This window comes from Sporosarcina sp. FSL K6-1522 (genome assembly GCF_038622445.1).
In the GTDB taxonomy this organism is placed as follows: Bacteria; Bacillota; Bacilli; order Bacillales_A; family Planococcaceae; genus Sporosarcina.
The window spans coordinates 3919485-3942970 of sequence record NZ_CP152019.1; the positions used below are offsets into that span (position 1 = coordinate 3919485).

Sequence of the window (23486 nt, forward strand, 5' to 3'; positions counted from 1 at the left end):
ACCTCACCTCTATTCATATTGGAAATAAATATCTCCGTCGGTCCCACCTGTTGGCTCTGCTGTTCCAAAGGTTATTTTACGTCTGTTTTCTGCAGGTAAAGCGCTTTGCTTACCATTCCAAGACTCGCGCTCTCCCGTTTGCAAATGCTTCGTATCATCCGCCTTATGTGTCGCAAGGGCATCGTCAACCTGCTTAACCGTTTTCGTATTCCCTTCACCAGCAAGCGTAGCAACTTTTGTGTCTACATCAGTTGTCTTTGCGTATGGTGTTAAATCGGGTGGAGGAGGTAACGGGATATCATCAATCGCTTGCGATAACTCTTGCGGAGTCACTGCGCCAACATCACCTGCTACAAGTGTAACTTTACCGGTAGCGTCTGGTTCCACATCATTGATGGCTGTAACGGTACCTGCACCAGTCCCATCTTTCCCCGGTTCACCTTTCTCGCCCCGGTCACCTTTTTCCCCCTGTATTCCCTGCTCACCTTGTATTCCTTGGATCCCTTGTGGTCCCTGCGCATTCCGAGCTTGTTCCGCTGCATCCAATGCATCGACAATTGCTTGCGACGTGTCGGTTTGTCGTCGGGCTTCTTGGCTAACCCTTAGCGCTTCGGCGTTCTGCCGTTCAGTCTCTTCGATAATACGAGCATCCTCATTGGATACTCTTGTGGATTCAGCGGACGCACGATCTGTTTCATTCGCCACACGTTCAGATTCATTAGCTTGTCGAGTCTGCTCATTGGCAACTCGCGTGGCTTCATCAGCAGTCACAGCCTCATTTAATGTCGCGAGTTTGTCCGCTTCTTCTTTGGCGTAGTCACCTTGTTCGGTGGCGTAAATAGTCGCCTGCTCAGCTTCAGCCAAGATGCGTGGACCTTCGCCCAGCACAATCTCGATTAGCGTCCTCTCATCGCCTGTCGGGTTGTAGTTCGATGGATCTCGATCTATAACAAAAGTAAAAGAAAAAGTTGATATTCGGTTGTTAGCATCGTACATCTGGACGAGTGCTGTCGCCCGTCCGACAATGCCCACAGATGCACGTGGTAGCTTAAAGGTCGCTTGATTACCAATTTTAGACGTTAACACCGATATAACACTGTTACCGTCTGCTCTTTCCGCCGCTAATGTAACTGTACTTGCTCCCGATAAATCGTAAGGGATGCCATCATCAGTGATATTAATAACGAAATATGCATCGTCATTTTGGCGAATTCTCGGCTCGTTGATATAGTTCGGCTTTTTTAAGTCGATGTCTAAAATAAATTCATTGTTTTGCAATATGCGTCACTCCTTTCTGTAATTATAAAAACACCCAAGATGTTTTTACTCTGTTGGGTCCTGTTGCACTACTCCCCATTCAATCAAAGTGTGCTTCTGAAACCCTCGATTACCTATAGAAATAAATATAACTTGCGGATTGTTTAGTTGTTTTGCGAAATCCGCAGAATCAAAATCATCAACTGTAGTGGTAATAACCCTTCCTGTGTTAAAAATAAATTCAATTTGCATTATTTATTCCTCCTAATTTGATAATGTGACAAAACCTACATTCGATCCGTTAACCCGCACATACAAACGGTCGGTACCATTGAAGGCAATTCCTAGTCCGTACGTATCGCTTCTGGCGTATCCGTTTAAATTCGTGACTGTGTTGTTATTGAAGTTAATGCTACCACCCAAAGTGCTGAAGTTTATACCAGTTTCTGCCGCAATCGACAAAGCGCCACTGCCGTTGTGATTTGTGATGGAGGGGAAATCACCAAACTTTCCAAATACCACTTTTCGCGTAACGCCGGAAGGTAAATTTTTTCCTAAATATATAGACCCGCCCACATATACATCTTCGCTGATATTAATATTCCCCGCAGTTATTGTTCCTAGATTGCCAGCAATTTCTGATAACACACTAACGGCTCCAACAAGTGTGATGTTTTTGGCTTGGATTTTAACTGATGAAGGTGTCATATTAATCATAGACACCATATTTTCACCGGTGAAATCAGATTGCGAGACTTTTAAATTTATCAAATTACCCTGTTGCGTTATCTTGCTTTCCGCTGTATTAATACGTCCGTCAAGTTGCGGAATCGATGTGTTAACGACACTCGTAATTTGATCCGACAACTGTGTGATAGACGAGTTTGCCGACGCAATAGAGCCGTCTATTCGGTTAACTTCTTGGCTAACCTCCGACCTAATCTCAGTTGCGGTTTGCGTAATTGCTGACTTATTCTGTGCAACGCCGTCGCTGAGCCGTACATCAATTTCTGCAACTTCCGAGCGTATTTGAGTAGCTGTCAATTCGATTTTTGCATATGCTTCCAAGATTTCTCCTGTAAACTGTTCAACTGCTAACTCGATGTTGTAGTCAGTCTGCTCGATGCGAGAACGGGTCCACCTAGCATTTTTTTCGATTTCAACTTTCGCATCAGCAATAATTCCAGACAAAGTCCGTGGTATCGTATTGCCGATTACGACCGATTTTGTAACGATCTCCCCGCCGATGTTCGTGGAGATTTTCTTTAAGACACGCGTCTGAAACTCCATAAAGGTCCCATCCGCCAACTTGATCGGCTCATAAATAAGCCACACTCGTTCCCCGATTTCCTTTTCTGTAAGCTCGATGGAGTCCAATGCGATGGACACTTCTGGATAGTCGTTGAGCTCATTCTTGAGTAATTCGGTCATATCCGCAACTGTGTGAATTTCATCGTTGGTGATAGGATCAGCTTCAATGATTCCGTATTTCTCGGCAAATGGAGATGTATACGTAACTTTTAAACTGTCAGCACCGTACCCCGCAATTCGAGTGCGCAAATTGTACGTGTCCACATGATGTGATAACTCTTTGACGTTATGGCCATGTCTATATTGAGCATCGTTGTCCGGCCCGACTTCTTTTGCAAAATGCACCCGGTTATTCGGCATGATTTTGTACTCACAACCGAATGCCGCTGTTAGATCTGCGACCAACTCAATGACGTTCCCTACCCCATAATTCGGAATGAAGCGACTATCAACAACATCCGTTGTAGCCGTCCATCCGGTGCCTTTGAATACGTGGTTAAGAAATTCTCCGAGAGTCCTCGTCCCGCCGTATATTTCTTCTTGCCGATGCCCAATAAGGTCGAAAAACGTGGACAAGGCAACGACTTCTTTAGAATTTTTATTCGTTCGCATTTGTTTAACGCGAAAATCATAATCCTGCACAGTGATGATTGATTCTTCTTCAAGTAAGGCATGACCAGGATTATTCTCAATAGAAAAAGAAGTAACCGCGAGCGAGAATGCTTCGTTTACTTCTTCTGTGATTTCCAATCGTTGATAATTGTTGAGTATTTCAGTTTGGCCGTTTATATTTGTGACAGTTAGCATGCAATACCACTACCCCTCCTCACAAAAAATAAAAGCGCGTCCGTATTGTGATTTCAAAGTCCGTCGCACCTTCAATTTTCATTTCGTTTTGCCCTGGCGCAAACGAGATTAATCGCTTGTTGGTCTGTCCGAATATGGATTGACCGTTTTTTAACGATCGGACGCCTTTCAGCATGATTTCATCATTTGTCGTGGTCGAACCGTTATATTTCCATTCGTCGCCTGTGGTTAGATTTTTAATGGTCAACCCACTACTCACGCCCTTAAACGTGATTTCAGTTTCGTTTTGCGCTTCCATTCGAATGGATTCCGTTCCGGTATTCCGGAAAACGAAACTTTGTTTTCCGGAAATAAATTTCGCTAGAATTGTAGACGAAGAGAAAGGGCTCGGGCTCAATAAATTCAACTCGAACTCCCCTATTGTCGCCAACTCCGAAATGTCGAAAGGACTAACACATCTAACTGACCATCGCTTTGCTGGATCTCGTTCTTCTGAAAGATAGAAAAGTTCACGGCTGTCAAAAATGCGAAATATTTCATCTCGCATTTTTGGCATATCCACAAGATTGTCCGCTAACATTAGTAGAGACGCTTTTATTTCACGACCTCGCAATTCTGCTCCGAAGTCAACTAGTCCATCCAACCCTTCGACTGATTCATTGTAAACCTCGACATCAGGGGAGCTGATCACGAGTCGTTCTTTTTCGAAAATACCGTATCTGTCAAGTTGATAATACTCCCCGTTCAACTTTTCGATAATCAAACTCATCGACTCAGCCCCTTTGCAAACATATCCCGATACGCATCATCAACTTGCAACACATCAATCCACGGAGCAACAATTTCAGAGAGCTCCCTGCCGTCTGCAACTAGCTTAATGACCAAATCACCGTCAGGAAACGCAGGAATGCCACCCCGAGCTTCAGCTTGATTAAATCCTAGTTGTTTACCAGTTTCGTCCCAGATTGCCCGCTGACTCACTCGTTTCGCCGGGTCGTGAGAAATTATTGACTCTGCCCAACCGCCGTCAGCCACCCAAGCAAGTTGTTTGGTGTCGACGATTCCACCGTCCTTGTAAGCGGCAAACTTCTGCGCGACAAGTCCAACACCGCCAGTAATGTTAACGTTCAACGCGTCAGACATTTCTCTTTTAATACTTTGCGCCATAGATTTTAATTTAGCCATAAGCGGACCTTCTATGCTCGAAATACCTTCCATCAATACCTTCCCGGCGTTGATTCCTACATCCTTTAACGTTTTGAGAACCGTGTCTGTGTCCGTCATGATATTTTTAATCTTACTAACCCATTCTTTATTCATGACGTCGAGTTCTGCATTGGCCGCCTTGCGCATTTCCTCGATGCGTTTTTCTGTATCCTTTTTCATACCAGCTAATTCAGCTTCCGCTTGTTCCCGAGCAATTGCCGATTTTTGTTGATACATATTCGAATAAGCTGTCAATTGATCGTCGGTCATACTGTTTAGTGCTTTCAACTCTGGTAACGCTTTAGGACCCATTTGGCGCAACTCCTCGAGCAATCCTTCATCAATTGCTTTGCTCGACAGGTCGGCTATCGCAATCTGCCACTGTTGTAAGCCTGCCACCTGCTCATTGAGATTACGCATTAGGTCACTCGCCATTACCGCTTCTCCGATTTCAAAGCGATCAAAAACAGAGAAGTATGATTCGATTGTTTTCGCACGGTCTTCTACGGTTTTTTGATACTCATCCCGCAAACGCTTTTCTTCTGCAATCAAGTCATCATTGATTTTTCGCGTCCGTGCAAGGTAGTCGTTATTAATTGATTCGATTTTGGAGTTCACTTGTTGAACAATCTCAGCTTTGCGCTGCTGAATCGCTTCGAATTTCGAGTTACCTGCTACGGCGTCGAAATGTCTCTCAAGTTCATTCAGCATTTTTAATTCATTTTCAAATGACAATTGACCTTGTTTTTTCAATGCATCAATTTGTGCAAGACCATCTTCAAGCGTCTCTTGGTCAACAGCGCGCTTAGCATCCCGTAGAGCAAGCATAGCTTCTCGTTTTTCATCCGTGCTGTCTTTGAAATGTTTTACAGACTCTTCCCAAATCGCAACTTCATCTTTCAACGAGATTTGTTCAAGTTTCCTCTTGTCGCTGATATACGTATTAATATCACCGATACGATTCGCTTGTGCGCTTTTTGTGATTTTAAGTACATCAGCAGCTGCTTTGATATTAATATTTTTTATCTTTTTCGCAGAATCTTCTTCAATACGACGAATACGTATTGCTTCCGCTTCCGTAATTTTTCGTTTACCCGCTTTAGCTTTTTGGTGGATAAGCCGAATATCCTCAGCTGAGCGTTTCGCAATTTCCGCCGCTTCAGCATTTGCCTTTTTATTGATTTCAGCAATTTCTTTATTGGCTTCATCATTTTCAATTGCCAATATATTTCTTACATCCGTCAATTGTGACTCGTTTTTCTTGTAAACTCTTGGTGCATCCAAGCTTTGAGTTTTGACGCCCCCCACGCCTAATTTCCTACTCGCTATTTCCAATAACTTCATGGCGTTTGATCTTTTGCTCGCATCACCTGTCGGGATGATAACCTCTTCTTTATTCCCTTCACCGACCCAAGCTAGCTGTTCCTTCGTGATTACACCACCGTTTGCATAGCCTTTCGGATTGATATACTCCCCGTTACGCAACACTTCGTAGTGTAAGTGTGGGCCAGTACTTGCGCCTGTTGAGCCGACAGTTCCGACGGTTTGACCTGCCTTTACAACACTTCCGACACCAACCGAGTTACGTGAGTTATGTTGATAAATACGTTCCATGATTCCGCTTTTAATACGAACGTAGTTACCACGGAACGAGTTGAATGCCGACTGGACAACCGTACCCGCCGATTGAGCAGGAATAGGTGTACCTGACGGCGCACCGTAGTCGTCGCCGTAGTGCATCTTTCGGTCACCTGTGATTGGATGAATACGATATCCATAGCTTGATGTTTTTCGGAACGGTGGGCCAAATCCTTTTCCGGTACTCTCGCCGAAATCAGCTAGTTTCCCTTTGACGAATTCGATTGCGCCTTTTTTAACTTTATCAACGGCCCCTTTCGCCATATCTCCAATAAAACTCCCGCCTTTAGGTGATGAAAATCCGAGGGCATTCAGTGCCACATCTAGTAGTTTGCTTGGATTTTTAATGTAATCAAAAACGTCGAAAGCTTTCTGGACTATGCCGCCAGTACCCTTCGCATACTTCGGTACGTCACCCAGTAAATCCTTGGTATTTTTAGCGGATAACACTTGTGTTCCTTTCGGCAAATTGACCAACGTGTCTTTCGCTGGACTCAAAGAAACTTCACCGTCTGGTGTTTGAATTAGTTCAGGACCCGCATTAGTTCCGCGGCCGTCACCCACGATGGCAAGCCCTCCAGGGTGTCCATCTGTCCCCTTCGCATACTTTGGCACTTTCCATTCCGGAACCTTTGAATCGACACCGATTTTCCCTAGAACCCAGTTGATACCTCCGATGACACCGTTCACGCCTTTGCCTAGTGTCTCAGCCAATTTATTGGTGACTTTATTGACACCGGAAGTTACCTTGGACGCCATACTTCCAATACCGTCTCCGATTTTTTTCGGTAATTCTTTCGCCGCATTTACTATATCGGTGAACCGTGACGTGATGCTGTTGAAAATATCACGGAAAGCATTCGAAGTATTTGTTTTCAGAGCAGTCCATGTATCTCGCATTTTCGTAAAAATCCCCGTTACGGATCCAGAAAGGAAATCTTTGATAGTGGTCCATGTCGATTTAAGGAAATTCCAAATACCAGTAAAAGTGGTTGTCGTGGTATTTCGTATAAAGGACCAGCCGTTTGTGAATACCAATTTCACGGCATTAATAAATCCGGTTGTGATTGATTTGATAGAGTCCCAAGTAGTTTTCAAGAAGCTTCCGATATTTGTAAATACCGTTTTCGTTGCTACCCACATTAGATTCCAAGCGTTTTTAAGGTGGTTGACGACAGCTGTTCCTTGACCTTTGAATAACGCTACAATAGCCTGCCATAGCGCCACGAAACCTTGTCGAAATGCTAGAATGAACGCTTTAGCACCGCCGAGTATTTTCCCGTAAAAAGTCAACTGGATGAAGTTCCAGATGAATTCGACTGCCCCAACGAAGAGTTGCTTTATACCTTCCCACATCTTTTTAAAATCACCGGTAAGAAGACCAGAGAAAACTTTTATGATGCCCATGATGATGTTAATTGCACCATTTATAACACCTTGGATATTGCCCCAGACCATTTTGATGATTGCTAGAACCGCCGGCATAACGAATTGAATGATTGCTAGAATAAATTGAAAAGCATTTTGTATGGCTTGGACTAACTGTTCGCCGTCTTGATCCCAGAAACTCTTGAGTTTCGCAAAGATTCCACCTGCAAATTTCACAACATCTTCAAGAATCGGCTGTATGGAGGGGAAAATAATTTGAAATACAGACTCAAGAAATCCGAAAACCCCATCCATATAACGTTTTAATTCACCCGCGCCAGTAATCATCGAATCTTTCACTTTCATGAAAATATCGACCAGATCCCACAGCGTGTTATTTATTTTTACTGCGCCATCTAAGCCGAAATTCTTCTCGAACCACGACATATCACCCGAGCCGAGCATCATTTCCTTTACCGCGTCAATACCATCTTTTATAAATTTGAAGCCTTTCGTGATTGGTTGCATTTTGTCGGCTAGTCCCTGCATTGCCGGTTGCGCATGGTCGAATAAACCAATCAACATTTTCAACGCTGAGTTAGCCGCATCCATCGCCGGGCCGCCGTACGTATAAAGAAAGTTGTCCCATGTACTACTTAACATAGCTACGTTATTTGCATATGAATCTGCTTCTCGCGCACCCTGTCCAATTACGCCAGCAATGTCCTGTTGTCGCAAAGCTTCATTTGTTTTCAGGAGCTCTTGTTCCGCAGTCGTGAGTTCAGCGAACTTTTTTCCGAGTGTACTTTTAGCCAACACGTCAAGTTGCGTTGCAGTCAAGTTAACCATGGCTGTATCGACGGAGCTATATTCTCCTTTAATCATCGCTGCGAAACGGGCTGTTGTATCTTCCATCGATTCGTTCGCAAAGGCGTTACCATCGACAGTTAGATCCATATACTTTTGCGCCGTTTCATGGGCTTCTTTTTCCGCTACACCTTTACCTTTTAACAACGCCACATATTGCATATAAGAGTTTTTAAGTTCGTTCGGGTGTTTGTTCCAAGTCTCAGACATCTCATTGAGATACTTGTCTGTAGTATCCTTCATACCACCCATAACTTGCGCATACTGATCGTTGATAGCTTCCAAGTCGGCCGTCGTTTCGACAATCGTCAGAAAGAAGTCCTTGATTTTATCGACAGCAAAGACTGCGACTAATACACCTACAAGTTTCTTCGCTGTTCCCGCTAAGCCCTCAAACGCCGAATCAACTTGTTCAGTCTCGTCGACCGCCGCATCACCCATGTCATTTAAACCATCTTCAACGTCGTCGAGAGCATCATCTACGTCGCCGAGGTTATCTTGCAAATCGTCAAGGTTTCCCTGCGTTTGATCTAAATCGCCGTTCAGGTCATCCAAGTTATTACTTCCACCCAAATCCTCGATTTCGTTGGTCGCATCTTGGGTGGCTGATTCTAAGTCTTCGAGATTGCCTTGAGTTGTATCGATGTCCGCATCGAGGTCGCTGAGTCCATTGCTCTGGCCAAGCGTAAGGAAATCCCGGTTAACATCATTGATGGCTATTTCGATATCACCAAAGCTTGCACGGGCTTCGTCACCAAGCGAGTCGAGATGAGCAGTACTATTCTGTACCGCGCTACTCAAATCTGACATCGTTTGCTCGGAGACTCTTCCCGCGTCGCGCATTTCATCCCGTGCTTTTTGAATTGCTTTATCGAGGTCTTTGAACGCTTCTGGATCTCCGGCATTCTGTAACGCTCGTTTTAACTTTTCACTCGACTTCTCGAAATCTCGAAAACTCTTATTAGCTTGTTGAGTAGACGCCTGCGACGTCGGACCTAACCTCGCCACTTCCTCCCGCACTTGTCGGAACACCGCTCTGATGCTGTTCGCCTCTGCCGTGAATTTCGCCCGCAGCTCCCTGACCGTCGCCATCATTTAACCTCCCTTCCTTCGCCTTCAAGCGCTTCATTAGCTCAAAGTCCCAGTTGTAAACTTTAGCGGGTTCCGCTTTTTGTTCCGGCTGAATCGCTTTAATAAAGTCTTGTCTCGCTCGTTTAAATTGCGGATCTTCTTTCCCGTAAGATGGTTGCGTGAAAATGGTTGTTAAATAATTAAGCCAAACACGCGCACGCTCTTTTTCCGCTTCCTGTTCCTCTTTTTCAAGGTGTAAGTCCATAAACTTCAACAACTCGACCGCCGGACTTTCGGTTACTTCCCTCCTGCCACCCAACGTTTTTCCGAGCTTGAAGATAAACGCTTCGACTATGCTAGCGGACTCGCCATTGCCGCCCCTGTGGCTTTCTTCGCTATTTTCATGAAGCTCATTTTCGCTTTTGTTACGGCTAAAGACTTTTTTGCGCGCCCGATTAGCTTTTCAAGATCGTTCACCTCGATGACTGCATCATAGATGTCAAATACATCGTTAACCTTCTGACTCATAAGTGTTTCGAGTTTGATTCCTGACGTAGCGGAAAGTAGCTCGAACGCTTTGTGAGGGATGTTGATTAGTAGTACTTCAAACGCCCCGACTGCATGAGATAAGAACCGAGCGTCACCTTCATCCGAATCGCTATCATCTTCATTGAACAATTCAGCAAACAGCCCCTTCAACGACTCGTCTTTCTGCGTCATTTCAAACACATCTTTGATTACGCCTAACGCTTTCTGGAATTGGAATAAATCAATTTCTTCTACCTCGTGCTGTACTGATTCCACCGTGTTTTCGCTTTTGATTTTTAAAGTGACTTTCATATGTTTTCCTCCTAGATTTTATAAATTAAAAAAGAGAAAGCCGAAGCCTTCTCTTTTCTTTAAGGTGTTTCTAGCGCTTCTAACTTTTGAATAATGTCTTCATACTGCGCTTGGGTTCCGAAGCCGTCATTCCCGGAAGTACCTGGATCTCCTTTAGACCCTTTCAGCGCATCTAACTCCTCCTGCGTAAAGTCTGCGTATGTAAACGCATCACCTTTATCGCCGTTGGTACCATTTGTCCCATCAGTACCTCTATCGCCTTTCTCACCTTTAAGTGATGCAAGCCAAGCGGCTTCATCTCCAATGAATCCGTTATCGACTGCGATTTCATACGCTGATTTACCGTTGGTTCCACCTGTTCCACCAATCACCGTGACCGGCATCGGCGTGTTTGTAGAAATTACTACAGGATTATCATTTTCATCATAAAACTGTGGTAAACCTACTTTCACACCATGAACCTCTGCATATAATACTTCTTTATCTAATTTTGTCATATTTACCTCCATTTAATATCGCCATTCAATCGCCCTCGATGATAAATGATGTTGAGGGCTGTATTGATTGGATGGCGTTTATCCGTTTGGGTCTGCGTTCGGATCCGTTCCGCCGAAGTAAAAGAAGTTACCCGGCTTCGATGGGTCCATACCATCACGTGGGAACATCGTTAACGAGATGGTAATAGAACCTTGTTCGTTGCCTGACGTGCGCGTAAACTCACCGTTTGAAGCCATCTTGTAAATGTTGATATCCAAATCCTTGAACGTGTCTGGGAACTGGCGTGGGTGGATTCTAATCGGCTTCGCTTTCTTTCGTAGCGACATACCAATTGGTGAATCCATGATACCCACCGTTTCCCCGCCAACTGTGTCTGTAATAGATTCTGTTGCCATTAATGCCGTTTCTAGTACCGCAATTGATTCTTGCGCCGCCACGATTGTCACCGCTCCTTCATAGCCGACTAATCGTTGGTCGTATACTCCATTCCCGTAGTCAGCGATAACGATATCCTCAAACATAGGTGTTAAAGTAATTTCTCCCCCCTCTGCCTGTACTTCCTCCACGCCATCAAACTTTAGAGCATCAGCGCCTTCGCCGATAATAATATTCGATAAACCAAATGGGATTTTATCTTCACTAAGAGCCATTATTGTTTTCCTCCTTTAAATTTCCATCAATGTAACGTCAAAATTGACGCTGTAATCCATGACATCGTTTTCTACCCCGAGCGGGAGTGGTTCTGATGCCGCTGTAATCAAAAAGACGCGATAGCGTTTGGTCGCCACCACGTCTCCGTTTTTAAAAAAGTCTACTTGTACCGTTTCGTGCATTATTTTGTGTAGTGAATCGAAAACTACTTGTGCTGCATGTTCGGCGTATTCCCAATCGGACGATGATAGGAGCACCATATACCGCGGGTAGCGGGTTGAAACGTCATATTCAGCAGGCTTTCCGCCCCCCTCATAGTAAACCGTCCCCGTGTTGTCATTCGCGGTCTTGTAGTCGACTGTCCACGTCAAATCGGGGAGTAGCTTCTTCAATTTTTCTTTCAAGAATGATTGAATCATCTATTTCCCCTCCAACGTTTTTTCGAGCGCTTCGACCATAACTGCATCAAAGTCCTTTTCGGTAGCGACTATTGCACGCTCAAGAAACTTCCTGCCCGGCTTCTCGCCCCGCCAACTCGGCTTTCCGAATGTTCGACGACCACGACCGTTCAGGTAGTATTTCACGAATTTCACACCTGCGTCGTACTTGTCATGCGTTCCCGGTCGATACGGCTCTTCATGTCTCCTGAGTGCGTATTTGAGATTGGATCCACCTTCAATGACGAACGAGTCACCTTCACGTTTCGGTCTGCCAAAGTTGATTGAAGCTTCCAAATCACCGTGATCACGATGCACCAATGCCCGGGTTCCCTCTTCAATTAGCATCGAGTAATCACTCATAGCTTTTTCGATGTTCTTGAACAATTCCTTCTCCATGCCCTTTAGGTCATCCTCGAACTCACTCAAACCGCTCCAAACCAGACTAAACATGTCTTTAGCCATCGAGATACACCGTGCGATAGTAGACTTTACTGCCTGCCAGATTGACCGCTTCTTCTTTAGCCAAAATGGTCCCCGTTGCCTTCTGACTGCCTACCGTGGTGTATTCAAGCTTGGAGCCAACGGGAGGGTTACACTTTGTCGGAAGGTCGATTTCAAGCGCTACCCGCCGCTCTTGCCCTTTCGCATCACGAATCAATTGCGACTTAAACTGCACGCGTGCTTTCGACTGTTCTTGAGTCGTTTGCTCTTTACCGTATTTGTCAGTGACAGGCTTCCCTGCTGCATCGAGAATCGGAATAAAAGCAATGACATTCTGCCGCATTGGTGGTCTCATATCAATCTACCTACCAATCCACTACCACTTTTCGGTTTTAACAATTTGCTGACGTCGGGAGATATGTTAGATCCATCAAACGTAACCGATACACCTTTCACAGCGTACGATTTCACACCGTGGCGTTTTAGCTTGGCATATTCTTCATCCTCACCTTCGAGCATATAGAGGGTTTGCATTGCAACAGCGCGGTCGGTTATTGACGATTCTCGGAAGTTATCTTTCAAAAGTTCATGAGCCGCAAAAATGTGTTTTACTTGCTCGTCTTGATCTAACTCCAGAAACAGGTCACTTCCAGGCATCTTCTCGATATATTCCATAACCGTATCATTCGTAATCATTCAGATCACTTCGCTTCTTTTTTGTCGTCTTTCTTCGTTTCAACTTTCTTCTTCGGCTCGTCTACTAAAGTCACTTTGTCCCCTAGCTTTGTCGCCTGCGCTTCCGTCAATTCGAGTTCTTTACCGGTTGCAACGATTACTCCCTTGTGTACCAGATATCCATTAGCAATGTACTTTGGCATGTGAATCCTCCTTAAATTTGAATTAAAAAAGAGCGCCGATTAGACGCTCATGATTACGATAGATTTCGGACGTTGAAGCGCCGGGAATACCGCCTTACCGACGATTACCGATTGACCTGGCGGATTCTCTTCGATGAGTGGAGTAACGAATTTCCCGGGGTTGTAATTGTTCTCAACAGTTGGACCCGAATAAGTTTTTCCAAGCTCAGTTCCGAGTAGAACGACTTTATCATCAGCAAGCAACTGAATCTCTTCATCACCTACAACAATAACATCGTCATTAATCACATATGAAGGTAATCCAAGTGCAGTCAATGCGTTCTTAATGTCGCCCGAAGTAAGTAGTTTACCGCCGTTATTCGTCCCATAAATCTGCGACCTGATTTGCTCGTTCTGGAGCAATAGTGCTTCTGTCGCACTTGTCATATGCATGATTGCTGGCTTACGACGTTGGTTGTTCGCTTGATACTGCTTAATGGCTGCTTGGAGGTCTTGTAACGGTGTAGATGCCGCTTCGCTCCATTTTGTCGTTACGTTGATTTGATTTTCAGCAGGAATACCAAAATCAACATCAAGATGAATGTCGTTCTCGTCGTCATCATATTTAAGCTTTCCGGTGTAAATTACCTGTGCACGCATGTACTCTTCGATGTCGTCGACACCTGTTACTAGGTCGTCCGTCGTGTCATACACATAATCAACGACCGCCGCACGCTCTTGGTCCGAACGTGGACGGTTGAACGCTAGTAATTCCGTTTCATCCAGTCGCACTCCGTGTTGCACTTTTGCGACCGAACCGAACGCTCTTTCAAGCTCTCTCTTGTCACGAAGTGGAGCTGATGCATTCCATCCTGTGATAGACGCCGCCTTCGCGTATTGACCATTGATTACGTTAAATGCAAAGTTGATATCCGATGTCGGCGTCTCCGGCATAACGGAACGTAATAGGTATTCTCTTGCTACAGGCACATTTTCAATATATCCCTGTAGTTGATCTCGTTTAAATTCATCTAAATGTAATGGCATGTATGTTTCCTCCTCTTAAATATCGAATACTAAGCGACCTTTGACCGCTTCTTTGAATGCTACTGTGACGCCTGTGCAACGACTTTCCAACGGATGTCCAGCAGCAAGCACGCCGACAATTGGATTAGAGTTCGCAACGACTTTCACATCGTGTGAAGTGAGTCCAGCGCCTAGTTCAGTTGCTTCCGTATCTGATGCCCACGGTTTGTAAAGCCCGCTAGTCGCATCCTTGTAAACAGCCGTGCCCGCCTTGACGTATTCACCTAAGGTAAAAGCTGACGCATCTAGTGTCGCGCCAGCCGTTTTATATTGAATGCCTACCGAGTTACGCAAGAATTCGCGTTGCCCTACGATTTTCTGTGTGGTTGGTTGTAGATTCATTTGTTTTCCTCCTTCTTGTGGCGTTCTAACGCCTTTTGTCGACCCGCTTCTTTCGGATCAACCTTCTTTTTCTTGTTGCCCCTTTGACGAGCGCCTGGGGAATATGAAGTCTTCTTCCGTTTACTAGAATCTTCTTCCTCATCGTCATCATCTGTAGCACCAAAATACTCCGGGAATTCCTCTTCAAGTTCATCAAACAAGTCATCCAGATTCTCTGGTTCGCCGTCTTCATCAAGATCGATGTCGTCAATGTTGATTAAGCGTGCCAACAGCTTCGGATTGTGGCCGTTGTCAACTGCAAACTCCTTCACCATCGCCCGTTTTTCCCGACGCTCTGCACGTTCCAAGCGAGCTGACTTGTCTTTGAGTTGTTCTGCCAGTTCGGATTCATCGTCGTCCGACTCGTCCTTTTTCTTGCTTGTTGACTTGTCGCCTTTCAAGCGTTCAATTTCCTCATTCTTCTTTTTCAAACGCTTCGCCATTTGATCTTTAAACTTGGCGTTGTACTGCTTTCTGAATGCGCGGTCTTTCAGAAGTTCATCGAGGTCTGGCGCATCTTCTTCCTCGTCATCCTCGTCGTCGCTATCATCTTCGTCATCCGAACCGTCGCCGGAACCATCATCTTCCTCTTCTTCGCCATCCGCGAAAAATTGAAGGTCGAGCTTCAAGAATTTCGTTTCCTCTTCCATTTCGGCAGGAAGGCCACCTTTTGTGAATAGTTTTTGAATCAATGCTACAAGCCAAATGTATAGTTTAGTCAATTGTTTTCCTCCTCCGTTAAGGTACGGGAACCATACTCGTAAGCTTTTATAGTCATCAACGGATTAGACTGGCTGCATGACGGAACAGCGAACCGAGATTTCAGACCACTTCCTTTCAGTCGTTGTCATAACCTAAAACTTTATAGCCGTTCTCCACAATGGCATTTCCATCTTCTGGCAAAATCGAGGCAATCAACTCGTCATCGTCTATTGTGATAGTTATTTCTTTTGAATCCGACATGGTACTCACCCCTTTCATTCAACTTCCATAATCTCGATTATCCTGAAACCTTCCTCTTTCTTAACTTCTTCGGCTTTCTCTTTTGAAAAATAGCATCCGACAACCTCGTCTTTGTGAGGGTGGTCGCATATTAGTTCACGCACTACATAAACTTTTGTCATGCCGATTCCCCCTTTTAAAATAAAAAAGAAGCAGTGCAAGCTACTTCACATCATCCCGCATTATTCGTTTGTACTCCGCCTGCATTTCTTGGAACTTCGTTGTCCCCTGCCGCTTCATACGCCTAAATGCCCCCAAAGTCTTCGGAGCATCATCGCCAAGCGCCATTTTCCATCGAGCATACTGCTTCTTCTCGTCATTAGCTTTACGCCGCGCTGTCTGCTCGCGTTCATACGCCCGCTTTTGAGCCGGTGTCCTAGGGTCATCCCACGGCTTGTACGACTCATTGCGTTTGTGGGCTTCCGCAAGTTCCTCTTCGGTTTTAAAACGCAAAACAAATGGCATTACGCCGCACCTACAGTTCGGGTGATACGGCCCGATTCTTACGTCATCTTCGCCGACAACCGGATACCCGGGAGTCAATCCATTCAGACTGATAACCATGCCCCTGTGCCGCGCGCAGACCGGGCACGTGTCGCTATTTCCAGTCACTTGTACCAAGTCCTGCCCATTCTCGATATAACGATTGGTAGCACCCGCATTCGCCGCTTCGCGTGTCTTATATCGAGTGACCGTCATCGCATAAAAATCTAACGGCAATTTCTTCCCGTCCGATGTGACAAAAGCAGTTAGCCCGTCTTTCGCGAACGACTTCGCCACTTGCGCTTGAATAACCTTGCGGGGATCTCCAACGATGACTCCTTTCGCAAGGTCACCTTTCACATTTTCTAGTGTTTTCGTGATATTTGAAGTAGCACTCATTTCAGCCGTACGAATAGCAGCACGGAAATCCAAGAGTGTATCATCTAGCAACACCTTTACAGCATCCATGTGGATCTTGCTCTGAAACGACTTGGCAATTTCTTTTGTTGGTGTGACTGCCGTTGTCGCTCTAATACTTACTCCTGCCGATTTTAGCGCTTTCGTTGCTTCATCCACACCGCCAAAGTACGTTAGTAGAATCGCTTCAGGAATGACTTTTTCAACTTCGAAGCTAAATTGATCTAATAAGTCTTTAATATCTCGGACTAACGCTTCTACTTGTTGCTCTTCAGATAAATCACTTTCGGCAACCGCATCTGATATGCCCGTTATAATGTCTCGAAGATATGTTAAAAGCTGTTCCTCATTCACAGTTCATCACTCCTCGACCGGGTTGCCGTCCGCTTTACGATTATCGAGCAAATTCATAAGCGTGCTTCGGCCACTAAGTAAAGATGAGGTGTCGTCACCTAACATCCCCTCCTCAATCCGCGCCAATTCCTCCAGTATCCAATCTTCTGACGCGTGTGGATTGATACGTCGAATAGTCGTTTCAAGCGATTGTGCGCCTTTCTCGTAAGCCATGACGTTCTCTTCGATAATCTCTTTCCGAGAAATTGGAATCATAGATTTCAGAATGACCTCCGGTTGCTCGATGATGACCGCCGAATCCTCCTGGTTGGCGAGCCATAACGCATTTTCCAGCAGCTGTTTGAGAAAATAAATGTACTCAGATTGCATTTGCTCCGCCTTAATCAACGAAAGGAACAGGTCATAGAACTTAGCCACACCTGATTGCGCCGCTCCGCTTCCAGTATCCATGTAGAAATCCACGGCTTTTTCAGACGTCTTGGTCTCGATGAACATCATTTTCATGAGATCCCGCACCCATTGAATATCACCGATTTTCGTAATGTCTATTTGAATGACTTCAAGCGCTTTGCCTTGCTCGTCAAACGTGGTTATCTCCAAATCTCGATGGTCAATCCTACTTTCATCGCCATAACGTTCAAACGCCTTATCCTGGAGTGCTGTCATGATTTCTTTACTTACTGCAATACGCGGCTTCCCATTGCGCTCAAACGTCAAAGCGTTACGTGTCAGCGTCCAGTTGATTTCGTCCTGTTTACCTTCTTGGTTCTTCAAGCAAGACACGCCGAGTGGATTCATAAATGTTTTTTCGTTCGGCCAGTACATCACAAATGGGCGACCACGACCGACAAACGTTGTTTCCAACTCTTCAATTCCCAGCAGTTCCTTCGCGCTTTCTTCGTCAACAAGTTCTGTCCGCTTTGATTCATTCAATTTGTATAACGAATGCTCTGTTACCAAGTCGCCCTTTTCAACGCGTTCTCGGTACACATGAAGATATTCATCACCTTCTATCTCACGGTCGTAAGCAAGGTCGACACCCAAACCATCGTCATGAGGGTAATAAACGTCACGCGACTTGAAGTCAATCCGTAATCCACGCTCGTCCAACCAAGGCACACCAACCAAACCGCCGTCCACTTGGTGTTGTACGATATTGCCCCAGTGCTCAAACGTTAGGTTTGAATTGAGTTCAATCTGCCGGATCAGTTCTTGCTGCAGGTTCAATATCTCGTCATTCACCGCGCACCCGGTCGGGCCATCGATTAAATGGTCAGCGTGGTCGGCGTGGTCATTCTGCTCCTCGTCCCTTTCAAGTGACGTGGTGATATTACCGATTGACCGACTGACAAGCATCGCCGGAATCTCCGGAATCAACTTACTGACGTTCGCCATGATGTACGGCGTCTGGACGTTTTGCGCTCTTTTCGTACCGTAGATAATTTCATCGACAATCTCACCTTTTTCAATAAGCCTTTTCGCCCGTGAAAATATTTGTGAATGATTGCCTTCATACAGATCACGGTAAAAATACACTTCACCGTGCGTCTTTTTGATAACTTCTTCATCGAACTTTTCCCACTTAATCGTCATGCACTCACTCCCTTCACCATGCGCTTCTACCACTAATAAATGCTTTCGGCACCGCGATGATCGTATTTACAAAATACCTGTCACCATCCATGTGGTGATCATTCTCTTTAATCGGTTTATCCTCGCCACGATTAGAAGATTTCTTATCCCATATATAAGATGAGAACTCTCTGAACGTCTCTTTGCAGCAGTCGTTGTACTTTATCTTTCCTTCGACCAATGCTGACGCAACATTCCCAATGCCATTCTTCACATCGTTTTTTGCATCTTGCACATAAAAGCCATCCTTCCGAATCTGTGCTTTGAAAGATGCAGCAGATGGATCCACGATGACCGATTTGATTCTTAAATCACCAACAAATTTTTTCAAGTCACGACTGTACTCAACGTCTGTCTTCTGCTTGCTCTCTTCACGTCCGCTGTGGTGATACTCTTTCACTTTGTACCAGGCGCCATGATAAAGACCCCACAGACCGAATGTCGTAGGGTTTTGTGTTCCGTGGTCAACGCTGACGTGATATTGCGTGTAGCTCCTATCAACTGTTTTGACCGAGTGCTTGTCCAAATCGAACATGTCATAGATGACACCTTCTGCAAGGACCCATAAACCGAGGATAAAGCGCTTATAGAATATCCCTGAATACATTCGTAAATATCGTTGCTTAGTCTCTGCATCAAGGGAAAGATTGTCGTCCATCGTGAAATGGAGCTGCACAAGTCGCTTCTCTTTCTTTTTGTCTATCCACTTTTGTTTGAACCAGTGATAAGGCCCCTCTGGATTACAGTTAAACCAGAACTTAGCACCCTTCACAGAACAACGAGCCGTCGCTTGTGACACGAATGATTCAGGCATAAGCGCCACTTCGTCGAAAAACATCCCAGCAAGCGTTATCCCTTGGATGAGGTCCTGTGAACCTTCATCCTTACCACCAAATACGTAGAAGTAATTGGTGACACCTTTATAGCTGATTGAAAGCATGTTTTCCGAGCGGTGGTCTTTCACTTTATAACCACGCGCTTTGAGCATTCGTTTCAACGGCGTGATTACGTTACGACGGAACGAACCAATTGTCTTACCAGCCATTCCTAAGTTTTCGTCTTGGAAGGTGTGCGTGGCCCACATAACGTAAGAAAGCGACATAACGACTGTCTTCCCCGCACGAACTGAGCCGTCGCATATAATACCGTCCTTATCCTTGTGCGGAGAACCATCACGCCACCAGGTCAAGACTTGCTTCTGCTTAACTGAAAACGGCTTAAATTTGAATGGAGCAGGTTTCTTCTGTTTGTATTGCTTTCGTTCAGTAAAGAATGCGAAGTACTTAGCTGTCTTCGTCGGTTGCGTCATCGTTCCACACCTCCGCCGTTGTTGCGTTCAGCGCTTCGTTAAAGCCGTCATCTTCATACTCCTCTTGTTCATCTACACCGAATGCTTTAGCGTGTGCAATCTTAAGTTTTTCTTGTTCTAGCTGACGTTTGAAGTGGTCCGGAATCGCATCAGTGTACTTAGCTAACACTTCCATAGCTTTCATTTTGTCAGCTAATTTGACAGATATGCCATCCTTGCCTTTTTTAATCTCAGTAATGATAGTCCCATCTACTTCATCAGCGTTTTTGAAGTTCACAAAGTTATGAATGTAGGTGATTTCTTTTCCGTCATCATCCGTCATTGCTTCACCAAACTCATTTCTGGCAACGGCTTCTTCTGAACCGAAGTCGGCAAAGTCCGTCATGTCGGCTAGCGCAATATCAATATACTTTTGTAACACCATGCTCGCATCTAGCATCAGACCGTCCGCAACTTCCTTCTTCATCCTATCGATTTCTGAAACAATCTCAGCATTTCTAAGCATCCTGTGTCCATTGCTCATAGCAGTTGTATATGCACAACCATATGCCTTCTGATAAGCCTTAGTCGCATTGAAATACTTAATGTAGTAAATGCAAAAAAGCCTCTGCTTATCGGTTAAATCATCCGACTCAACAACAGGCTCAAATACCTCTTTTTTCGGTTGCATCCTTTTCTCAGGGGTTGCAACCTTTTGTGTTTTGGTTGCATCCTTTTTCGGAGCACCTCTCGTCCATGGATTGCCGTCTTTGGCATCCCTACTTTTACGACTCTTCAATGTACCAAGTTTTACATCATACTTCTCTGCCAATGCAGCAAGCGTTATTTTCGTCGTTTCCCATTCCTTCTGAATCTCTTCCCAATTAGGCACATCACATCACCTCTACCACCACCTGTGTATTTTTAGTCGCCGCAATTATTCGTGCATACCGCTAATAACTTCATGTTGCCCGCAAGTAAGCAAACCAAGCGCTTCTACACTACTAAAATCCGACCAACCCGTTTTGATCTCTTGGTCATTTGAACGCGCCACAAATACAACGGACTCAATTTCTCCATTTTCGATTGCCATCAATAGATTTTCAATCAACGCTTTCGGTGTGACTTTGCCTTCTTTTTTGGCTTTAAACTCCTTTAATTCATTCACTCGCAACGTTAGCACCTCCGTTATGTATGTTCATATGTATCGTTATTTATCATACGTATGTAAGCGGGGCTTATGGAGGTCGTCCATCGCACGAACGCCCCCTCTTTTAATTCTCCCCCTCACTTATACAGACTCCGTACGTCTTTCGTACGTCAAAGTAATTATTTCGATCAATTGAGGTAACCTTATTCAATTAGTTTTGCGTTATTCTACAAGCATTCATTCGCGGTCAGAATGAATTCAAGTCACCTTATTCAAACTCCCTGTAATAATTTCACGAAGAACCAACGATTGACTCTTCCCACTCTCACACTCTTTTTCGATTTTCTCCCATATTTCGGGTGGCAAAGTAAGAGATACCTTCTTCGTTATCCCAAACCCTTTTCTCCCCGCACCTTCTCTTTTTCCGCCTCGGCCGTTTTGATTAAGGTTACTCATTATGCTTTTAGGCTTGCTAGTATCTTTCGCACTTTGAAAGGATTGACCCTTTTCGTTTATTTGTATATTAGATTCACCTGTTTGATTTAGGTTACTCATTTCATCTTCAAGTCTATTGACACTTTGAATAAGGTCACTCTTTTCTAACGTTCCAGCGTCTATTTTACTCATTTGATTTGAGTGACCTTTATCATATTTTTCGACAGTGTTTTTTACCTCATTCAATTGCTTAACTAATGGGAGTAGTTCTTCGAGAAGGAAAATGTAATTTTCTTTTAACATCATTCGATGCAAGTACTCTTTGGGATCTGATAATTTCCTATTTTCCAGATAACTCGAAGACACAACCAACTTTCCGATCCCGGATTCCTTATCGTTGGAACGAGACCACTCAATCAGATCGTTTATTTCATTTAGTTTTTTAATAAGCAGGCTTTTTAATTCCGTCTTTTTCAATTTTATAAGATCAACCATTCGCTCTCCCCCTTTGATTAGAGTTACCTTATTCACATAATAACACATGAACACTTAATTGCAATGAATTTAGTAACTCAAATCAAATAAAGATTCTAGGAAGCTTTTTCTCCAACTCTTTCCTTCACTTTCGCCCTCGCCCGTTCAATGTACTGTTGCACCGTCCGCTTCTTTAACCCGATTTCGTCAGCGATTCGCCCCATACTCATGCCCTGCCCTTCATGAAGAACATAGCATTGCCTTTCCCGTTGTGACATGGATGCGAATATATCAGCCAAAATCATTCTTTCTTCTTTGCTAATATACAAGTGCTTTTGATCCTCTTCTAATTGCTCGGTTATGTCCGGAATTATGTCCATACTCTCAATGTACTGCTTCTGATAGACAGCCCGCTTTTCAGCTCCACGGTATGTTCCGGGTTGTCGCCCAGTAGCCATCCAATCGATAGAGAATGCCATGCTTTCAATCATGCTGTTTATCTGCGTTAAATCATCCTTATCGAAAGGGTTGTTTTTGTCCAATGTTGCCGCTCGCTTCGTCAGCTCCAATTGTCCCACCGTATACTCCTGAATCAATTCATCCGCCCAATTCAGCATGAAAGCTCCCCCTATCGTTGTTTAACTCGCCCTTTAACTCTTCCGTACGTCGCCCTGTTTGCACCCATCAATTCACGCAATTCCTTATCTGACAGCCGTTCCTTGCGCTTGTTGTTTGTCCTAGTACTCTTCCGCTCTACTTCACCTGTACGAGCCTGCAAAAGGCCATTTCTGACTAGCTCACTTTGCAATGACCGCATATCCTCACTCCCTATTTTTGAAATAAAAAAGAGGACAACAAATGACACAGCGCAATGCTGTAATCAATCGTTGTCCTCTGGTTGGCCAGGGGGACTAAATTCTTCTATGCATTCTATTTAGTAATTCTTTGCCGCTTTTCTTCATTTCTTCTTCAAATTTTTGCTGTTGCTCTGCTGTTAGTTCTGGAAGTACGTTTTTTTCTTTTCGTCTTTTATATGCTTCACTTTCTAATTTGCTCGGTTTTCCATCAGCGACTACTTTTTCAAGGATTAAAATATCATAGATAGTAAGTTCGTCATTTTTCAACCTATTTCTATAACCGCGCTTTTCCTTTACCGTGTGAATTTTAGGTTTAATTACTGTAAATATGAACTTCATAACACCTTGAATAATTTTCTTAAATAGAAATACAATAATTAAGATTAATAGCCCACTTACTATTCCGATAAATAGTAAATCGTAAATTGTTAAATTCTCATACTTAACAAAGTAACTCAAAACTCCTCGCCCTCTTCCCTCCGCATCCGTTTAATCTTCCCTTGATGCGTCACAATCCGATACTCCCCGTGCTCCGGAAGTTCCCTCACCTTCGCCTTCCCCTCCGATATAACTACTACACAGTTCAATGGTAGTTCCATTATACCAAGTTCTAACGTAATTGCATCTGGATTAATTGTAATGTCTTTATTCACCAGGACCCCTCCTTGTGTTATA

29 protein-coding genes are annotated in these 23486 nt (G+C 44.4%); all 29 read right to left on the reverse strand.

What is annotated here, in order from left to right; all coding sequences use genetic code 11:
• Positions 1-9 precede the first annotated feature (9 nt).
• Positions 10-1278, reverse strand: a complete 1269-nt coding sequence (locus tag MKY34_RS19590; protein ID WP_342512786.1) for a BppU family phage baseplate upper protein — start codon at positions 1276-1278, stop codon at positions 10-12.
• Between the two features lie 45 nt (positions 1279-1323).
• Positions 1324-1509: a hypothetical protein gene (locus MKY34_RS19595; protein WP_342512787.1), complete on the reverse strand. Its 186-nt coding sequence runs from the start codon at positions 1507-1509 to the stop codon at positions 1324-1326.
• Positions 1510-1521: 12 nt separating this feature from the next.
• On the reverse strand, positions 1522-3375 hold the full coding sequence (locus MKY34_RS19600; RefSeq protein ID WP_342512788.1) for a phage tail protein: 1854 nt from the start codon (positions 3373-3375) through the stop codon (positions 1522-1524).
• Positions 3376-3394: 19 nt separating this feature from the next.
• A complete protein-coding gene (locus MKY34_RS19605) occupies positions 3395-4144 on the reverse strand; it encodes a phage tail domain-containing protein (RefSeq protein ID WP_342512789.1) in 750 nt (249 codons plus the stop codon).
• Positions 4141-9297 carry a peptidoglycan DD-metalloendopeptidase family protein gene (locus MKY34_RS19610; protein WP_342515311.1) on the reverse strand — a complete coding sequence of 1719 codons (5157 nt, stop codon included), beginning with the start codon at positions 9295-9297 and terminating at the stop codon, positions 4141-4143. The genes MKY34_RS19605 and MKY34_RS19610 overlap by 4 nt, the downstream gene beginning before the upstream one ends.
• 118 nt (positions 9298-9415) lie before the next feature.
• Positions 9416-9799, reverse strand: coding sequence for a hypothetical protein (locus tag MKY34_RS19615; protein ID WP_342512790.1), 384 nt, complete (start codon positions 9797-9799; stop codon positions 9416-9418).
• A 77-nt stretch (positions 9800-9876) separates the two neighbouring features.
• A complete protein-coding gene (locus MKY34_RS19620; protein WP_342512791.1) occupies positions 9877-10365 on the reverse strand; it encodes a hypothetical protein in 489 nt (162 codons plus the stop codon).
• Positions 10366-10424: 59 nt separating this feature from the next.
• Entirely contained in the window at positions 10425-10862 is a 438-nt protein-coding gene (locus MKY34_RS19625) for a hypothetical protein (protein WP_342512792.1), read from the reverse strand.
• A gap of 78 nt (positions 10863-10940) precedes the next feature.
• Positions 10941-11513, reverse strand: coding sequence for a hypothetical protein (locus MKY34_RS19630; protein ID WP_342512793.1), 573 nt, complete (start codon positions 11511-11513; stop codon positions 10941-10943).
• Between the two features lie 15 nt (positions 11514-11528).
• Complete coding sequence (locus MKY34_RS19635; protein ID WP_342512794.1) at positions 11529-11933, reverse strand: hypothetical protein; 405 nt, start codon at positions 11931-11933, stop codon at positions 11529-11531.
• The gene (locus tag MKY34_RS19640; RefSeq protein WP_342512795.1) at positions 11934-12416 is read right to left on the reverse strand and encodes an HK97 gp10 family phage protein; all 483 of its coding nucleotides are present in this window, start codon (positions 12414-12416) and stop codon (positions 11934-11936) included. It lies immediately after the preceding gene.
• A complete protein-coding gene (locus MKY34_RS19645) occupies positions 12409-12750 on the reverse strand; it encodes a hypothetical protein (RefSeq protein ID WP_342512796.1) in 342 nt (113 codons plus the stop codon). Before MKY34_RS19645 ends, MKY34_RS19640 begins: the two co-directional genes overlap by 8 nt.
• Positions 12747-13091 carry a hypothetical protein gene (locus MKY34_RS19650; RefSeq protein ID WP_342512797.1) on the reverse strand — a complete coding sequence of 115 codons (345 nt, stop codon included), beginning with the start codon at positions 13089-13091 and terminating at the stop codon, positions 12747-12749. Before MKY34_RS19650 ends, MKY34_RS19645 begins: the two co-directional genes overlap by 4 nt.
• A 5-nt stretch (positions 13092-13096) precedes the next feature.
• Positions 13097-13273, reverse strand: a complete 177-nt coding sequence (locus MKY34_RS19655; protein WP_342512798.1) for a hypothetical protein — start codon at positions 13271-13273, stop codon at positions 13097-13099.
• Between the two features lie 39 nt (positions 13274-13312).
• Positions 13313-14299: a major capsid protein gene (locus MKY34_RS19660; RefSeq protein WP_342512799.1), complete on the reverse strand. Its 987-nt coding sequence runs from the start codon at positions 14297-14299 to the stop codon at positions 13313-13315.
• Positions 14300-14314: 15 nt separating this feature from the next.
• Entirely contained in the window at positions 14315-14680 is a 366-nt protein-coding gene (locus tag MKY34_RS19665; RefSeq protein WP_342512800.1) for a hypothetical protein, read from the reverse strand.
• Complete coding sequence (locus MKY34_RS19670) at positions 14677-15441, reverse strand: hypothetical protein (protein WP_342512801.1); 765 nt, start codon at positions 15439-15441, stop codon at positions 14677-14679. Before MKY34_RS19670 ends, MKY34_RS19665 begins: the two co-directional genes overlap by 4 nt.
• A 115-nt stretch (positions 15442-15556) precedes the next feature.
• Positions 15557-15682, reverse strand: a complete 126-nt coding sequence (locus tag MKY34_RS19675; protein WP_342512802.1) for a hypothetical protein — start codon at positions 15680-15682, stop codon at positions 15557-15559.
• 14 nt (positions 15683-15696) lie between these two features.
• A complete protein-coding gene (locus MKY34_RS19680) occupies positions 15697-15843 on the reverse strand; it encodes a hypothetical protein (protein WP_342512803.1) in 147 nt (48 codons plus the stop codon).
• A gap of 40 nt (positions 15844-15883) precedes the next feature.
• On the reverse strand, positions 15884-16975 hold the full coding sequence (locus tag MKY34_RS19685; RefSeq protein WP_342512804.1) for a phage minor capsid protein: 1092 nt from the start codon (positions 16973-16975) through the stop codon (positions 15884-15886).
• Positions 16976-16981: 6 nt separating this feature from the next.
• Entirely contained in the window at positions 16982-18568 is a 1587-nt protein-coding gene (locus MKY34_RS19690; RefSeq protein WP_342512805.1) for a hypothetical protein, read from the reverse strand.
• A 13-nt stretch (positions 18569-18581) separates the two neighbouring features.
• Positions 18582-19916 carry a PBSX family phage terminase large subunit gene (locus MKY34_RS19695; protein ID WP_342512806.1) on the reverse strand — a complete coding sequence of 445 codons (1335 nt, stop codon included), beginning with the start codon at positions 19914-19916 and terminating at the stop codon, positions 18582-18584.
• Entirely contained in the window at positions 19891-20787 is an 897-nt protein-coding gene (locus MKY34_RS19700; protein WP_342512807.1) for a terminase small subunit, read from the reverse strand. The genes MKY34_RS19695 and MKY34_RS19700 overlap by 26 nt, the downstream gene beginning before the upstream one ends.
• Before the next feature lie 45 nt (positions 20788-20832).
• Complete coding sequence (locus MKY34_RS19705) at positions 20833-21069, reverse strand: hypothetical protein (protein WP_342512808.1); 237 nt, start codon at positions 21067-21069, stop codon at positions 20833-20835.
• 234 nt (positions 21070-21303) lie between these two features.
• Positions 21304-21975: a CopG family transcriptional regulator gene (locus tag MKY34_RS19710; RefSeq protein WP_342512809.1), complete on the reverse strand. Its 672-nt coding sequence runs from the start codon at positions 21973-21975 to the stop codon at positions 21304-21306.
• A 95-nt stretch (positions 21976-22070) separates the two neighbouring features.
• Positions 22071-22571 (reverse strand): sigma-70 family RNA polymerase sigma factor, encoded by a 501-nt coding sequence (locus tag MKY34_RS19715; protein ID WP_342512810.1) that lies wholly within the window; start codon positions 22569-22571, stop codon positions 22071-22073.
• 11 nt (positions 22572-22582) lie between these two features.
• Positions 22583-22771 carry a hypothetical protein gene (locus MKY34_RS19720; RefSeq protein WP_342512811.1) on the reverse strand — a complete coding sequence of 63 codons (189 nt, stop codon included), beginning with the start codon at positions 22769-22771 and terminating at the stop codon, positions 22583-22585.
• A gap of 94 nt (positions 22772-22865) precedes the next feature.
• Entirely contained in the window at positions 22866-23270 is a 405-nt protein-coding gene (locus MKY34_RS19725; RefSeq protein WP_342512812.1) for a hypothetical protein, read from the reverse strand.
• Positions 23267-23467: an XtrA/YqaO family protein gene (locus MKY34_RS19730; protein WP_342515312.1), complete on the reverse strand. Its 201-nt coding sequence runs from the start codon at positions 23465-23467 to the stop codon at positions 23267-23269. Before MKY34_RS19730 ends, MKY34_RS19725 begins: the two co-directional genes overlap by 4 nt.
• Between the last annotated feature and the right edge of the window lie 19 nt (positions 23468-23486).

What these genes read in the sequence shown, in the direction of transcription:
- MKY34_RS19620 (WP_342512791.1), bottom strand. Translation starts at nt 10,365, where the DNA reads ATGAAAGTCACTTTAAAAATCAAAAGCGAAAACACGGTGGAATCAGTA.
- MKY34_RS19660 (WP_342512799.1), bottom strand. Translation starts at nt 14,299, where the DNA reads ATGCCATTACATTTAGATGAATTTAAACGAGATCAACTACAGGGATAT.
- MKY34_RS19680 (WP_342512803.1), bottom strand. Translation starts at nt 15,843, where the DNA reads ATGACAAAAGTTTATGTAGTGCGTGAACTAATATGCGACCACCCTCAC.
- MKY34_RS19610 (WP_342515311.1), bottom strand. Translation starts at nt 9,297, where the DNA reads ATGCGCGACGCGGGAAGAGTCTCCGAGCAAACGATGTCAGATTTGAGT.
- MKY34_RS19675 (WP_342512802.1), bottom strand. Translation starts at nt 15,682, where the DNA reads ATGTCGGATTCAAAAGAAATAACTATCACAATAGACGATGACGAGTTG.
- MKY34_RS19600 (WP_342512788.1), bottom strand. Translation starts at nt 3,375, where the DNA reads ATGCTAACTGTCACAAATATAAACGGCCAAACTGAAATACTCAACAAT.
- MKY34_RS19695 (WP_342512806.1), bottom strand. Translation starts at nt 19,916, where the DNA reads ATGACGCAACCGACGAAGACAGCTAAGTACTTCGCATTCTTTACTGAA.
- MKY34_RS19625 (WP_342512792.1), bottom strand. Translation starts at nt 10,862, where the DNA reads ATGACAAAATTAGATAAAGAAGTATTATATGCAGAGGTTCATGGTGTG.
- MKY34_RS19635 (WP_342512794.1), bottom strand. Translation starts at nt 11,933, where the DNA reads ATGATTCAATCATTCTTGAAAGAAAAATTGAAGAAGCTACTCCCCGAT.
- MKY34_RS19720 (WP_342512811.1), bottom strand. Translation starts at nt 22,771, where the DNA reads ATGCGGTCATTGCAAAGTGAGCTAGTCAGAAATGGCCTTTTGCAGGCT.
- MKY34_RS19650 (WP_342512797.1), bottom strand. Translation starts at nt 13,091, where the DNA reads ATGATTACGAATGATACGGTTATGGAATATATCGAGAAGATGCCTGGA.
- MKY34_RS19710 (WP_342512809.1), bottom strand. Translation starts at nt 21,975, where the DNA reads ATGGTTGATCTTATAAAATTGAAAAAGACGGAATTAAAAAGCCTGCTT.
- MKY34_RS19595 (WP_342512787.1), bottom strand. Translation starts at nt 1,509, where the DNA reads ATGCAAATTGAATTTATTTTTAACACAGGAAGGGTTATTACCACTACA.
- MKY34_RS19640 (WP_342512795.1), bottom strand. Translation starts at nt 12,416, where the DNA reads ATGGCTAAAGACATGTTTAGTCTGGTTTGGAGCGGTTTGAGTGAGTTC.
- MKY34_RS19665 (WP_342512800.1), bottom strand. Translation starts at nt 14,680, where the DNA reads ATGAATCTACAACCAACCACACAGAAAATCGTAGGGCAACGCGAATTC.
- MKY34_RS19605 (WP_342512789.1), bottom strand. Translation starts at nt 4,144, where the DNA reads ATGAGTTTGATTATCGAAAAGTTGAACGGGGAGTATTATCAACTTGAC.
- MKY34_RS19715 (WP_342512810.1), bottom strand. Translation starts at nt 22,571, where the DNA reads ATGCTGAATTGGGCGGATGAATTGATTCAGGAGTATACGGTGGGACAA.
- MKY34_RS19645 (WP_342512796.1), bottom strand. Translation starts at nt 12,750, where the DNA reads ATGAGACCACCAATGCGGCAGAATGTCATTGCTTTTATTCCGATTCTC.
- MKY34_RS19655 (WP_342512798.1), bottom strand. Translation starts at nt 13,273, where the DNA reads ATGCCAAAGTACATTGCTAATGGATATCTGGTACACAAGGGAGTAATC.
- MKY34_RS19630 (WP_342512793.1), bottom strand. Translation starts at nt 11,513, where the DNA reads ATGGCTCTTAGTGAAGATAAAATCCCATTTGGTTTATCGAATATTATT.
- MKY34_RS19690 (WP_342512805.1), bottom strand. Translation starts at nt 18,568, where the DNA reads ATGACGATTAAGTGGGAAAAGTTCGATGAAGAAGTTATCAAAAAGACG.